This window comes from Pseudomonas sp. H3_C08, from assembly GCF_054669455.1.
Window position 1 is genome coordinate 5,339,155 of sequence record NZ_CP162803.1, and the last position, 10,846, is coordinate 5,350,000.

A 10,846-nucleotide genomic window follows, 5' to 3' on the forward strand; every position below is an offset into this window, starting at 1 on the left:
CGGAAGGGCAAGGATAACAGGGGTACAGGATAACTATTGGACGAGAATTGCCTCTGCCAGTTCAAGGTCGCTGACATGAAGTTTCGGCCGGGTTTTGCGCAGGTAATGCAGCGCGGATTCCAGTCGAGCACCACGCCATTCACCGTCACTGGCAACAAAAGCTGCGGCATCATCGTGGGCCGCGAGCAGCAGTTTACGGTCGAACGGGGCGGAAGACACCATGCTGGTGGCGTAACCACTGACGACGGTGCCTTGCGTCGACGCATTGAAAGCATCAAAGGCATCGACCGACGTCGCCCAGCAGGCGGTGAACAATACGGAGGGAATCAGTAGATTTGGAAGAAAGCGCATCGGACTCGGTAATTTTTGGTGAGCCCAAAGGCTAGCGCAATGCCCGGGCCAGAGCCAGTGCCGAAACATCGGGACACGACCGGCGTGTCCCGAACGGTGTAAGGCGCTTAGATCGTCAGGATGGCTTGAGCCAACTGCGCGTCGGTAGCTTGTAGCTGTGGGGCCTGATGACGGATGTGATCCAGCGCGCTTTCCAGTTTCACCCCACGGATTTCGCCTTCGCTGGCCACGAAGCTGGCAGCGTCGTCACGGGCGGCGAGGACGATTTTGTCATCACGGAACGACGAGGAAACGTCGGAGGTGGCGTCGGACGAGGATTTCAGTGCACCGACAACAGCGTCGGTGGTCACGATGAAGCTGGTGGCGCTGGCGTTGGCAGCCACGGCCAGCAGGGCGGCAGCACTGAGCAAACGAAGACGGGACATGGGTAACTCCTGTGGATAAACCGTATTGAGAGGTGGCTCGGAATCTGAGGAGTCAGACGCCAGTGACACAGCATTCGCCACGTTCTGCGTGGATATTAGGCCTGCTTTGCGAGGTTCGCACAGTGGGCAAAATGCTAGCGCCAGAACGGTTTATCCAGTTCACTCAGTCGATCGGCATGGCTGAGGCCAAGATCGGCGAGATCCCGACCGTCGAGTTGAGAGAGCAGGCGCCTTGTTCTGGCGCGCTCCAGGCTGTCCAGAAGCCCGCGAATCAGGCGACGCAGAGCATTTGGGCGAGGGTAGGAATGGCTGAAGTTTCTTGAAACATCCTGTAAGTCATTCATGACGTATTCCTTATTACCGGTGAAGGCGGAAGGTCATGTTGAGCCTGTGACAGAGGAAGAGGCAGATACAGCAGAAGTAAATTGTACTGGTTCAGGTGGTGATTCCAATAAACTGTACCTGCCGGCGATAAAGCTAGCTGTATAGGGATTTAAAACTCCCAAAACGACGAAACCCGTCGTGGTTTCCCACGACGGGTTTCGTTAGTTCAATTCGGGTTGCTGGCGGTGGGTCTAATGACCAGAGCCAGCGACGCTACTTAGCGCCAGAACGGCTTGCTCAGCTCTTCGTAGCGTTGTGCTTCGCTGATACCGGCGTCAGCCAGCAAACGCGAATCCAGGCGAGCCAGTTGATGGCGGCTGGAGATGCGGCGCTGCCACAACATCAGGTTGGCGATAACGCGCAGAGGCAGGGAAGCCTGGGTGTTTACAGCTTTGTCTTCGAAGAACAGTTCGGAACTGAGTGTACGTTCCATGGTTGACATCCTTCCGCTTGTGGCGGGATCAGGTAGTGGTTTGACTGGTGCCCATGATCCTCTCGTTTGCCAAGTCTCTCTAGATACAGTTCAACTGTATTGTGAGTGACCAGTTAACTGTTTATAGGGGGTGTACGGGTCAAAAACGAGCAAACTGTACCTGTCCGCACTTAAGTGGTGCGTTTTTGCTCGATTCGAGGAAAAAGGTAGGCAAAAGCTGTAGGAAAGGACCGGTACAGCGGTACAGTTTTTGTCAGCTTTGAAGATTGCAACAATCCGCTGACGCAAACTGTGTTTGCGCCAACGGTTATCTGAGTGAATTACACCGCAAGCATGCGCCCGGTTTCTTCCAGGTTGATATGCCAGCTCAACGCTTCACGCAGAATGTGTGGGGTATGGCCACCGATTGCACAGGCCTTCGTGAAGTAATCATCCAGCGCTTGACGGAAGTCCGGGTGCACACAGTTATCGATGATCACACGTGCACGTTCCCGCGGCGCCAAGCCGCGTAAATCGGCCAGACCCACTTCGGTCACCAGAATGTCGACATCGTGCTCTGTGTGGTCGACGTGGCTGACCATCGGCACCACGCTGGAAATCGCCCCGCCCTTGGCGATCGACTTGGTCACGAACACCGCCAGATGCGCGTTACGCGCGAAGTCGCCGGAACCGCCGATGCCGTTCATCATCCGCGTGCCGCAAACGTGGGTGGAGTTGACGTTGCCGTAAATGTCGAACTCCAGCGCCGTGTTGATCCCGATGATGCCTAGGCGGCGCACCACTTCCGGGTGGTTGGAGATCTCCTGCGGACGCAGTACCAGTTTGTCCTTGTACTTCTCCAGGTTACCGAACACGTCGCTGTTGCGGCGCTCCGACAGGGTGATCGAGCTGCCCGAAGCGAAGCTCAGCTTGCCGGCGTCGATCAGGTCGAAGGTCGAATCCTGTAGTACTTCGGAGTACATGGTCAGGTCTTCAAACGGCGAATCGATCAGACCGCACATCACCGCGTTGGCAATGTTGCCGATCCCTGCCTGCAACGGGCCGAGCTTGTTGGTCATGCGCCCGGCGTCGACTTCCTGCTTGAAGAAGGTGATCAGGTGATCGGCAATGGCGTTGGTGTCGACGTCCGGCGACGACACGGTAGACGGCGAGTCCGCCTGCTGGGTGATCACAATGGCGACGATTTTTTCCGGCGGAATCGGAATCGCCGTGTTGCCGATGCGGTCGTCGACTTTTACCAGCGGGATCGGCGTGCGCGTCGGGCGATAGGTCGGGATATAGATGTCATGCAGGCCTTCGAGGTTGGCGTTGTGCGCCAGGTTGATCTCGACAATCACCTGTTTGGCGAAAATTGCGAAGCTCGCCGAGTTGCCCACCGAGGTGGTCGGCACGATGTGGCCTTGCTCGGTGATGGCCACAGCTTCGATGACCGCGATGTCCGGCAGCTTCAGTTGCTGGTTGCGTAGCTGCTCGACGGTTTCCGACAGGTGCTGATCAATGAACATTACCTGGCCGGCATTGATCGCCTTGCGCAAGGTGCTGTCGACCTGGAACGGCATGCGCCGCGACAGCACGCCGGCTTCGGTCAGTTGCTTGTCGAGGTCGTTGCCCAGGCTGGCGCCGGTCATCAGGCTGATCTTCAGCGGCGTGACCTTGGCGCGCTCGGCCAGTGCATGAGGGACGGCTTTGGCTTCGCCAGCACGAGTAAATCCGCTCATGCCGACGGTCATGCCGTCCTCAATCAAAGCGGCTGCGTCGGCGGCGCTCATCACTTTATCCAACAACGAAGGCAGGCGAATACGGTCACGGTACATGGATTATTATCTCGGGAAGCGAGTAGCAGGATGCGCAGTCTAGTGAATTTGACGAGCGCCTGTCCCGCTACCAAGGTCGCAAACGAGGCGTCTATTTAGCGGGTTTGAAGTAAAACACCGTTACTGGATCTGCAACAACGCGGCAAATTGTCCGACTGTTTGCGCAAACAAAAACGCCCCGACAAGTCGGGGCGTTCGCTATTGCAGCGGGGAATTACTCGACCGCTTTGACCATGTCTTCGATGACTTTCTTCGCGTCGCCGAAGACCATCATGGTTTTGTCCAGATAGAACAGCTCGTTGTCCAGACCGGCATAGCCGCTGGCCATCGAGCGCTTGTTGACGATGATGGTCTTGGCTTTGAACGCTTCGAGAATCGGCATGCCGGCAATCGGCGATTTCGGATCGTTCTTTGCGGCCGGGTTAACCACGTCGTTCGCGCCGAGCACCAGCACCACGTCGGCCTGACCGAACTCGGAGTTGATGTCCTCCATCTCGAACACCTGGTCGTAAGGCACTTCGGCCTCGGCGAGCAGAACGTTCATGTGCCCCGGCATACGGCCCGCCACGGGGTGGATCGCGTACTTCACAGTCACGCCACGGTGGGTCAGCTTCTCGGTCAGCTCTTTCAGCGCATGTTGCGCACGTGCCACTGCCAGACCGTAGCCCGGGACGATGATCACGGTGTCGGCGTTGGTCAGCAGGAAGGTCGCGTCGTCAGCCGAACCGGATTTCACCGGACGTGCTTCTTTCGCACCGGCAGGACCTGCGTCTGCCGTGTTGCCGAAACCGCCGAGCAGTACATTAAAGAAGGAACGGTTCATCGCCTTGCACATGATGTACGACAGGATCGCACCGCTCGAACCCACCAGGGAACCGGCAATGATCAGCATCGAGTTGTTCAGCGAGAAGCCGATACCCGCCGCCGCCCAGCCCGAGTAGCTGTTGAGCATCGACACCACGACCGGCATGTCGGCGCCGCCAATCGGGATGATGATCAGCACGCCCATCACAAACGCCAGCGCTAGCATCAGCGCGAACGCAGTGAGGTTGCCGGTGAACATGAAGGTCAGGCCCAGTGCCAGCGTCGCCAGGCCCAGCACGGCGTTCAGCTTGTGCTGACCAACGAACTGTACCGGGGCGCCCTGGAACAGACGGAACTTGTATTTGCCCGACAGCTTGCCGAACGCAATCACCGAACCGGAGAAGGTGATCGCACCGATCGCAGCGCCGAGGAACAGCTCCAGACGGTTGCCCGCTGGAATCGAGTCGCCCAGTTGCTTGACGATGCCCAGCGATTGCGGCTCCACCACAGCGGCGATGGCAATGAACACTGCCGCGAGGCCGATCATGCTGTGCATGAAGGCGACCAGTTCCGGCATCTTGGTCATTTCAACGCGCTTGGCCATGATCGAACCGGCGGTGCCGCCGACCAGCAGGCCGACGATCACGTAACCGATGCCAGCCGTGGCCAGCTCAGCACCCAACTTATAGATAAGGCCGACGGTGGTCAGGATGGCCAACGCCATGCCGAGCATGCCGAACAGATTGCCGCGCCGCGAGGTAGTCGGGTGCGACAGGCCTTTGAGGGCCTGGATAAAGCAGATCGACGCGATCAGGTAGAGCGTCGTGACGAGATTCATGCTCATTACTTCGGCGCCTCTTCTTTTACTTTCGGGGCTTTCTTCTTGAACATCTCAAGCATGCGGCGGGTCACCAGGAAGCCACCGAACACGTTGACCGCAGCCAGCGCCACAGCAAGGGTACCCATGGTTTTGCCCAGCGGCGTGACGGTCAGCGCAGCGGCAAGCATGGCGCCGACGATCACGATCGCCGAGATGGCGTTGGTTACCGCCATCAAAGGTGTGTGCAGCGCAGGTGTAACGTTCCAGACCACGTGGTAACCGACATAAATCGCCAGCACGAAGATGATCAGGTTGTAGATACCGGGGGAGATAAGCTCTTCCATCGTCTGAATCCCTGCTTAGGCGTTTTTGCGGATGACTTGGCCGTCGCGGCACATCAGGCACGCGGCGACGATGTCGTCTTCGAGGTTGACGTCGAACTGGCCTTCTTTGGTGAAGACCAGCTTGAGGAAGTCCAGCAGGTTGCGCGCATACAGTGCCGAGGCGTCTGCAGCGACTTCACCGGCCAGATTGGTCGGGCCGCAAATGGTCACGCCATTTTCGACCACGACCTGATCGGCCACGGTCAATGGGCAGTTGCCGCCCTGAGCTGCCGCGAGATCGATGACCACCGAACCCGGTTTCATCTGCGCTACGGTTTCCGCGCTCAATAGCGTCGGTGCCTTGCGGCCCGGAATCAGCGCGGTGGTGATGACGATGTCAGCCTGCTTGGCGCGTTCGTGCACAGCCTGGGCCTGACGCTGCATCCAGCTCGCCGGCATTGGTCGCGCGTAACCGCCGACACCGACGGCGCATTCACGCTCTTCATCGGTCTCGTAAGGTACGTCGACGAACTTCGCGCCGAGGGATTCGATCTGCTCTTTTACCGCCGGACGCACGTCGGACGCTTCGATCACCGCACCCAGACGCTTCGCCGTAGCAATCGCCTGCAACCCGGCCACACCGGCGCCGAGAATCAGCACGCGCGCCGCTTTCACGGTGCCCGCAGCGGTCATCAGCATCGGCATGAAGCGCGGATAGTAATGAGCGGCCAGCAACACAGCCTTATAGCCGGCAATGTTCGCCTGCGACGACAACACATCGAGACTCTGCGCGCGCGAGGTGCGCGGCGCCGCTTCGAGGGCGAACGCGGTAATGCCGCACTCGGCCATCTTTGCGATGGTTTCGTTGTTGAACGGATTGAGCATGCCGACCAACACCGTACCGCGCTTGATCAGCGTCAGTTCGGCATCGCTTGGCGCGACCACTTTGAGAATCAGCTCGGCGCCAAACGCGTCATTGGCACTGCCAATGGTTGCGCCTGCCGCTTCATAGGCACTGTCGACAACGCTGGCTTTAACGCCGGCGCCGGTTTGCACAGTGACCTTATGACCTTGGCTGATCAGCTTTTTAATGGTTTCCGGGGTTGCAGCAACCCGTGTTTCACCGGTCTGGGTTTCGAGAGGAACACCAATGTGCACGTCAAATCTCCTGCGTGATCTTATTGAGTAAACCCATGCACTACGGATGGTGCGACTGGGGCGGCCGATCAGCACGATCCCGCCAAATCAGGGCGGGGCGCGGCATTTTGCAGGCGAACTTTATGCCCTTCAAGGGATTATGACGGGTGACGGAAAATTAACTACAAGTCATCCCGTGACCGAATGTCGCAGATGGCCAGCCGAATCCCTTGCAGGCCGTGCCTTGTAAGGATTCTGGCCGAATATGGAAAAATTTCTCATCGGTGACGTGAATAGGCACTAATGCGTCGCTGATGAAGGCTCAAAGCCACGTCTTCAGCCGCTTGTGGGACGTCTGTACGACTTTCGGATACAGTCTGTTGAATTGCGACAAATACTTATATCTGTAGGGCTTTTGTTTTCCTGACTACGGGGTTAGGTAACGTTGTAAGCCTTTACCCTTCTAGGCTGTAGCTCTGTGCCTGAGTTACCAGCCAGTCACGAAATGCCTTTAATGACGCTGATTCGATCTTTCGCTCAGGAATCATCAGGTAGTAGGCCTTGATGCTGGAAAGCGCCTGCGGGTTTGCAATCACCAGGCGTTTCTCGGCCAGCTCACGCTGAATCAGGAACGGTGGAATCAGCGCGATCCCCATGTCGTGCATGGCCGCTTGGGCGAGCATGGAGAATAGCTCGTAGCGCGGGCCTGTCATGTCGCGCGGGATATTCAGCTGTTGCGAGTTGAACCACTGGCGCCAGGCGTAAGGTCGGGTAGTCTGCTGCAGCAGCGGCAGTTCGGCGATGGCTGCGGCTGTCAGAAGCGTCTTGTTGCCGAGTAGGGCCGGGCTGCACACCGGCATCGGATTCTCGCCCATCAGCCTGTGGGATTCGGTACCGGACCAATCGGCATCACCGAAGTAGATCGCCGCATCGAATTCGGTATCGGCAAACAGAAAGGGCCGGGTGCGGTTGGTCAGGTTGACCGTGACTTCCGGATGCTTGTGCTGGAAATCCTTCAGACGTGGCAGCAGCCATTGCGTGCCAAAGGTCGGCACCACCGCCAGTTCGATTACGTTGGTGCCTTGCTGGCCCATCACGGACAGCGTGTCGCGTTCGACTGCATCTAGTTGCGTCGCGACTCGGCGGCTGTAGGAAAGCCCCGCCTCGGTCAGCTTCACCCCGCGCCGCGAGCGTCGGAATAGTTCCACACTGAGGAACTCCTCAAGGCTGGCTATTTGTCGGCAAATGGCGCCTTGAGTCAGGGAAAGTTCTTCGGCAGCGCGGGTAAAGCTCTCGTGGCGCGCGGCAGCTTCGAAACTGATCAGGGCGGTGGTGCTGGGGATCTTCCTGCGCATGTACGTCAACCTCACTAATGCGCCGCATAAAAGGCATTCCGCGACGTTTCGGAGTGAGAAATTAGCACAACAGAATGCGAAATCCTCGTTTGCCGCGACGGCGAACCGCGCCTAGGATCAATGCCACGTTAATTCACCGATTTGCGAGGACAGACTCATGGGCGGTAAAGCTAGCTTCAACTGGATTGATCCCCTGCTGCTGGATCAACAGCTCACTGAAGAAGAGCGCATGATCCGCGACACCGCCGAGCAGTTTGCTCAACAGAGCCTCGCGCCGCGTGTTCTTGAAGCCTTCCGTCATGAGAAAACCGACCCGGCGATCTTCCGCGAGATGGGCGAAGTCGGTCTGTTGGGCGCGACCATCCCTGAACAGTACGGCGGCAGCGGTCTGAACTATGTCAGCTACGGTCTGATTGCTCGTGAAGTCGAGCGTGTCGACTCAGGCTACCGCTCGATGATGAGCGTGCAGTCGTCGCTGGTGATGGTGCCGATCAACGAATTCGGTACTGAAGCGCAAAAGCAGAAGTACCTGCCGAAGCTGGCTTCCGGCGAATGGATCGGCTGCTTCGGTCTGACCGAACCCAACCACGGTTCCGACCCTGGCGCGATGATCACTCGTGCACGTAAGGTCGACGGCGGCTACAGCCTGACCGGCGCGAAAATGTGGATCACCAACAGCCCGATCGCCGATGTGTTCGTGGTCTGGGCCAAAGACGATGCCGGTGACATTCGTGGCTTCGTCCTGGAAAAAGGCTGGAAAGGCCTTAGTGCTCCGGCGATTCACGGCAAGGTCGGCCTGCGTGCGTCGATCACTGGTGAAATCGTTATGGATAACGTGTTTGTGCCGGAAGAAAACATCTTCCCGGACGTGCGTGGCCTGAAAGGTCCGTTCACCTGCCTCAACTCGGCGCGTTACGGCATTTCTTGGGGCGCGCTTGGCGCTGCCGAGTTCTGCTGGCACACCGCTCGTCAGTACACCCTCGATCGCCAGCAGTTTGGTCGCCCATTGGCTGCCACTCAGTTGATCCAGAAAAAACTGGCAGACATGCAGACCGAAATCACCTTGGCCCTGCAAGGCTGCCTGCGGTTGGGGCGTATGAAAGATGAAGGCACTGCTGCGGTCGAGATCACTTCGATCATGAAACGCAACTCGTGCGGCAAGTCCCTGGATATCGCCCGTATGGCTCGCGACATGTTGGGTGGTAACGGCATCTCCGACGAATTCGGCGTGGCCCGTCATCTGGTCAACCTGGAAGTGGTGAATACCTATGAAGGGACTCACGACGTTCACGCGTTGATCCTCGGGCGTGCGCAAACCGGTCTGCAGGCGTTCTATTAACAGGAGAGCGACCATGGGCGCGCTGTCGCATCTGCGGGTACTGGATTTATCGCGAGTATTGGCCGGACCGTGGGCCGGGCAGATCCTCGCCGACCTTGGCGCCGAAGTGATCAAGGTCGAGCGCCCGGGCAATGGCGATGATACGCGCGCCTGGGGGCCGCCCTTCCTTAAAGACGCTTACGGCGAGAATACGTCGGAAGCGGCTTACTACCTGTCGGCCAACCGCAACAAGCAATCGGTAACCATCGATTTCACGCGGCCCGAGGGTCAGAAGCTGGTGCGCGAGCTAGCGGCGAAGTCGGACATCCTCATTGAGAATTTCAAGGTCGGTGGTCTGGCGGCGTATGGGCTGGACTACGAATCGCTGAAAGCGATCAATCCGGACCTGATCTATTGCTCGATTACCGGATTCGGCCAGACCGGGCCGTATGCCAAGCGCGCCGGCTATGACTTCATGATTCAGGGGCTGGGTGGGCTGATGAGCCTGACCGGACGTCCTGAGGGGGATGAGGGTGCCGGTCCGGTGAAAGTTGGTGTGGCGCTGACGGATATTCTCACCGGTCTGTATTCGACGGTAGCCATTCTGGCTGCGCTGGCTCATCGCGATCACGACGGTGGCGGGCAGCACATCGACATGGCATTGCTGGATGTCCAGGTGGCGTGTCTGGCTAACCAGGCGATGAACTACCTGACAACGGGCAACGCACCGAAGCGCTTGGGCAATGCGCATCCGAACATCGTGCCTTATCAGGATTTTCCTACGGCCGATGGTGATTTCATCCTCACCGTGGGTAATGACGGGCAGTTCCGCAAGTTTGCCGAAGTGGCGGGGCAGCCGCAGTGGGCGGATGATCCGCGTTTCGCGACCAATAAGTTGCGGGTGGCGAATCGCGCGGAGCTGATTCCTTTGATTCGTCAGGCAACCGTGTTCAAGACGACTGCCGAGTGGGTTGCTCAGCTGGAGCAGGCGGGCGTGCCGTGCGGGCCAATCAATGATTTGTCGCAAGTGTTTGAGGACCCTCAGGTCAAGGCGCGTGGTTTGGCGATAGAGATGCCGCATGCGTTGGCGGGTATGGTGCCTCAGGTAGCCAGCCCCATTCGTTTGTCGCAGACGCCGGTTGAGTATCGTCGGGCGCCTCCCTTGTTGGGTGAGCATACGCTGGATGTTTTGCAGCGGGTGCTTGGGATGGGGTCGGGTGCGGTGGCTGATTTGAAAGCCGCTGGAGTGCTGTAGACATTCCTTCTATATAGAAGCGCGGCGTTTGCTTCCTATATAGAGAAGCGGTTGACTGTTTTTCAACCAATCTGCAAGTGATTGAAAGAAAAGTGAAATTAACGGTTGACGGCAGATTCAGGATGTCTATAATTCGCCCCACTTCCGGCGCAGTCGAAACGGAAAACTCCTTGAGATTCAATGAGTTATGTAGTTTTCGGCGGCAGGTTGCTTCAGTTCATCGAAGCCAGAAGGAAGTTGAAAAAGAGGTGTTGACAGCAGCGTGTAACGCTGTAGAATTCGCCTCCCGCTGACGAGAGATCGGAAGCGCAAGTGGTTGAAGTTGTTGAAGAAATCTTCGAAAGCTTCTGAAAATAATCACTTGACAGCAAATGAGGCTGCTGTAGAATGCGCGCCTCGGTTGAGACGAAAGATCTTAGCCAACCGC

At 57.9% G+C, this 10,846-nt stretch carries 11 protein-coding genes; 2 read left to right on the forward strand and 9 right to left on the reverse strand.

Translation table 11 applies throughout. From position 1 onward, the window contains the following. Nucleotides 1–33: 33 nt before the first annotated feature. From AB4N74_RS24460 to AB4N74_RS24500, 9 genes are all read right to left on the reverse strand, one after another. Entirely contained in the window at nucleotides 34–351 is a 318-nt protein-coding gene (locus AB4N74_RS24460) for a DUF2388 domain-containing protein (RefSeq protein WP_093429472.1), read from the reverse strand. Nucleotides 352–458: 107 nt separating this feature from the next. Then, nucleotides 459–776 (reverse strand): DUF2388 domain-containing protein, encoded by a 318-nt coding sequence (locus AB4N74_RS24465; protein WP_093429471.1) that lies wholly within the window; start codon nucleotides 774–776, stop codon nucleotides 459–461. 134 nt (nucleotides 777–910) lie between these two features. Then, entirely contained in the window at nucleotides 911–1,120 is a 210-nt protein-coding gene (locus AB4N74_RS24470; protein WP_093429470.1) for a DUF1127 domain-containing protein, read from the reverse strand. Nucleotides 1,121–1,377: 257 nt separating this feature from the next. Continuing rightward, a complete protein-coding gene (locus AB4N74_RS24475) occupies nucleotides 1,378–1,593 on the reverse strand; it encodes a DUF1127 domain-containing protein (RefSeq protein ID WP_007911656.1) in 216 nt (71 codons plus the stop codon). 320 nt (nucleotides 1,594–1,913) lie between these two features. Then, nucleotides 1,914–3,407, reverse strand: coding sequence for an acetyl-CoA hydrolase/transferase family protein (locus AB4N74_RS24480; protein WP_099757648.1), 1,494 nt, complete (start codon nucleotides 3,405–3,407; stop codon nucleotides 1,914–1,916). A 214-nt stretch (nucleotides 3,408–3,621) separates the two neighbouring features. Then, complete coding sequence (locus AB4N74_RS24485; RefSeq protein WP_093429468.1) at nucleotides 3,622–5,055, reverse strand: NAD(P)(+) transhydrogenase (Re/Si-specific) subunit beta; 1,434 nt, start codon at nucleotides 5,053–5,055, stop codon at nucleotides 3,622–3,624. Beyond that, entirely contained in the window at nucleotides 5,055–5,375 is a 321-nt protein-coding gene (locus AB4N74_RS24490; protein WP_003187417.1) for an NAD(P) transhydrogenase subunit alpha part 2, read from the reverse strand. The genes AB4N74_RS24485 and AB4N74_RS24490 overlap by 1 nt, the downstream gene beginning before the upstream one ends. Nucleotides 5,376–5,390: 15 nt before the next feature. Continuing rightward, on the reverse strand, nucleotides 5,391–6,512 hold the full coding sequence (locus AB4N74_RS24495) for a Re/Si-specific NAD(P)(+) transhydrogenase subunit alpha (RefSeq protein WP_093429467.1): 1,122 nt from the start codon (nucleotides 6,510–6,512) through the stop codon (nucleotides 5,391–5,393). Between the two features lie 434 nt (nucleotides 6,513–6,946). Next, on the reverse strand, nucleotides 6,947–7,846 hold the full coding sequence (locus tag AB4N74_RS24500; protein ID WP_460089408.1) for a LysR family transcriptional regulator: 900 nt from the start codon (nucleotides 7,844–7,846) through the stop codon (nucleotides 6,947–6,949). A gap of 157 nt (nucleotides 7,847–8,003) precedes the next feature. On the opposite strand from AB4N74_RS24500, the gene AB4N74_RS24505 reads away from it, so the two are divergent. Continuing rightward, nucleotides 8,004–9,185: an acyl-CoA dehydrogenase gene (locus AB4N74_RS24505; protein ID WP_007953903.1), complete on the forward strand. Its 1,182-nt coding sequence runs from the start codon at nucleotides 8,004–8,006 to the stop codon at nucleotides 9,183–9,185. 13 nt (nucleotides 9,186–9,198) lie between these two features. Next, nucleotides 9,199–10,419: a CaiB/BaiF CoA transferase family protein gene (locus tag AB4N74_RS24510; RefSeq protein ID WP_186620411.1), complete on the forward strand. Its 1,221-nt coding sequence runs from the start codon at nucleotides 9,199–9,201 to the stop codon at nucleotides 10,417–10,419. The last annotated feature ends 427 nt before the right edge of the window (nucleotides 10,420–10,846 follow it).